Source organism: Candidatus Eisenbacteria bacterium (assembly GCA_035577985.1).
In the GTDB taxonomy this organism is placed as follows: Bacteria; Desulfobacterota; Binatia; order DP-6; family DP-6; genus DATJZY01.
Window position 1 is genome coordinate 1 of record DATJZY010000039.1, and the last position, 2,581, is coordinate 2,581.

Consider the following 2,581-nt stretch of genomic DNA (forward strand, 5'->3'; position numbering starts at 1 on the left):
AAGAGGACGAACCGCCTGATCCAGCCGACGTAGGCTTTCTCGGTTCGGCGGCTGAGATGGCGCAAGCGGATCGCGATGCGAACGCGATCGAGCAGGCGTGGCGGTTGGTCGCCGGCCATCCCGCCACGGCGTAGCCGTCGATGCCGGTCGACGCGACCGCTGAGGATGCTCTTTTCCATGCACCGCCCTGCCGGGCGGCCGTGGCCCTACCGTCCCTTGAAGGCCGGGCTCCGCTTCTCCATGAACGAGCGGATCCCCTCGCGCATGTCCTCGCTGTTCGCGGTGAGCGCCTGCGTGAACGCTTCCTCGGCGAAGCACGTCTCCATGTCCGACTGCAGCGAGCGGTTGAGGAGCCGCTTCGAGAGCCCGATCGCGAACGTCGGGCCCGTCGCGAGCCGCCCCGCCCACTTCTTCGTTTCGGCTTCGAGGTCGGCCGCCGGCACCACCTTGTTCACCAGGCCGAGGCGCTCCGCGTCCGCCGCCGAGAGATCGTCGCCGTAGAAGACCAGCTCCTTCGCCTTGTGGAGGCCGATGAGCCGCGGCAGCAGGAAGGCGCCGGCGGCATCGAGCGCGATGCCGCGGCGCACGAAGATCTCGATGAAGCGCGCCTCGTCGGCGGCGATCACGAGGTCGCAGGCCCACGCGAGGTGCGCGCCGAGCCCGGCGGCCACGCCGTTCACCGCCGCGATGATCGGCTTCTCCAGGTCCCACAGCGCGCGGATCGTCTTCTGCGACGACGCCATGGCGGCGCGGGTCGCCCCGGGGTGCGGCGTCCCCTGATCGCCCTTCACGGCGCGCGAGCCGGAGAGGTCGGCGCCGGTGCAGAAGCCCTTCCCCGTCGCGGTGAGGACGACGCAGCGGATCGCCTCGTCCTCGGCGCACTTCTGGAGCGCGTCGAAGTAGATGGCGCGCATCTCCATGTTCATCGCGTTGCGCGCCTCCGGACGGTTCATGACCAGCCAGGCGACGCCGTCCTCGACGCGGAACAGGAGCGGTTGAGCGTTCTCGGACATCGATCTCTCCTCAGACCTTCAGCTTGAACGCCTTCGCGGCGTTGTCGTGCAGGAACTTGCGCTGGACCTCCTCGGGCAGGCCGAGGCCGTCCACCTCTTTCAGGACGCGATCCCACTGCAGCAGCGGGTAGTCGGTCGCGAAGCACACCTTGTCGCGGCCCCAGCTCTTCACGAACTTCACGAACGGCTCGGGCCAGTGCTTCGGCACGCGCGCCGACGTGTCGATCCACACGTTCTTGTGCTTGAACGCGACGCCTAGCATCTCCTCGGTCCACGGCATGCCGACGTGGCCGCACATGATGCGGAGGTCGGGGAAGTCGAGCGCCACCTCGTCGATGTACATCGGCTGACCCGTGCGCGACGGGTAGAGCGGCCCCGTGTCGCCGACCTGGGTCTGGAACGTGACGTCGAGCTCGATCGCCTTCGCGTAGAGCGGGTAGTAGAGCCGGTAGGTCGGCACCTCGCGCCACATGAACGGCTCGATGCGCAGGCACACGAAGCCGCACTGCCGCACGTAGTGGTCGAGCTCGCGCACGCGCTTCATCACGTCGTGCGTCGGCTCGGCGTGGTACTGGCCGTAGATGCGGCCCGGGAACTTCTCCATCGCCTTGGCGACGGCGGCGTTGTCGCCGGCCATGAGCGCCACCTTCACGCCGGCCGCGTCCATGCGCTCGATCATGCGCTCGAGGTTCGTCCCGCCGTGGTACTCGTCGAGCATGCCGTAGTTGCGGAAGACGTTCTCGCCGGCCGGGTTCGTACCCGGGGGCGTCGGCGACAGGTACTGGGTCCAGACGTCGATGATCGGAGTCGTGATCGCCACGGCCCCGACATACACACCGGCCGGTGGGCCGGCGTCAAACGCTCAGCCGCGCGGCAGGCCGAGGACGCGACCGGCGATGATGTTGCGCTGCACCTCGGAGGTGCCGGCGTAGATCGGCGCGGCGCGCGACCAGAGGTACTCGTATTGCCAGCGACCCGCGTCCACCGCGTGCCGGTCGCCGCGCTCGACGTTCGCGTACGGCCCCTCGAGCTCGATGCCGAGCTCCTTCATGCGCACGTCGGTCTCGCTCCACAGGAGCTTCAGGTACGAGCCCTCGGGACCGGGGTGTCCCGTCCGCATGAGCTCGCTCACCTGCTTCCAGGCGACGAGCCGTACGACCTCGGTGTCGATGTACGACTGCGCGAGGCGCTGGCGGTAGCGCGGGTCCTGCGTCACCGGGCCGTCCTCGCGTACGCGCGTGCGGGCCAGCCGGAGCATGTCGCGCAGCTCCGAGGCGAGGCGCGCGTGCGGCGCCGACCCGCCGCGCTCGTGCGCGAGCGTGGTGATGGCGATCGTCCAGCCCTCGTTCACGCGGCCGACGATCCGGTCCGCCGGGATCCGCACGTCGTCGAAGAACACCTCGTTGAACCACGCGACGCCCGTCATCTCGACCAGCGGGCGGATCGTGATGCCCGGCGTCTTCATGTCGAGGAGGAGGAACGTGAGCCCCTTGTGCTTGGGCGCGTTCGGATCGGTGCGCACGATCAGGATGCACCAGTCGGCGTAGCGCGCGTAGCTCGTCCACACC

The 2,581-nt window shown here is 69.0% G+C and carries 4 protein-coding genes; all 4 read right to left on the reverse strand.

Translation table 11 applies throughout. The annotated features are described in order from the left end of the window. The coding region (locus VMS22_06005) for a phage integrase N-terminal SAM-like domain-containing protein (GenBank protein ID HXJ33579.1) at window positions 1-119 on the reverse strand (119 nt) is incomplete at its 3' end. Between the two features lie 87 nt (window positions 120-206). Further along, on the reverse strand, window positions 207-1,013 hold the full coding sequence (locus VMS22_06010; GenBank protein HXJ33580.1) for an enoyl-CoA hydratase-related protein: 807 nt from the start codon (window positions 1,011-1,013) through the stop codon (window positions 207-209). A 10-nt stretch (window positions 1,014-1,023) separates the two neighbouring features. Next, window positions 1,024-1,833 (reverse strand): amidohydrolase family protein, encoded by an 810-nt coding sequence (locus tag VMS22_06015; protein ID HXJ33581.1) that lies wholly within the window; start codon window positions 1,831-1,833, stop codon window positions 1,024-1,026. 42 nt (window positions 1,834-1,875) lie between these two features. Next, the coding region (locus VMS22_06020; GenBank protein ID HXJ33582.1) for an acyl-CoA dehydrogenase family protein at window positions 1,876-2,581 on the reverse strand (706 nt) is incomplete at its 5' end.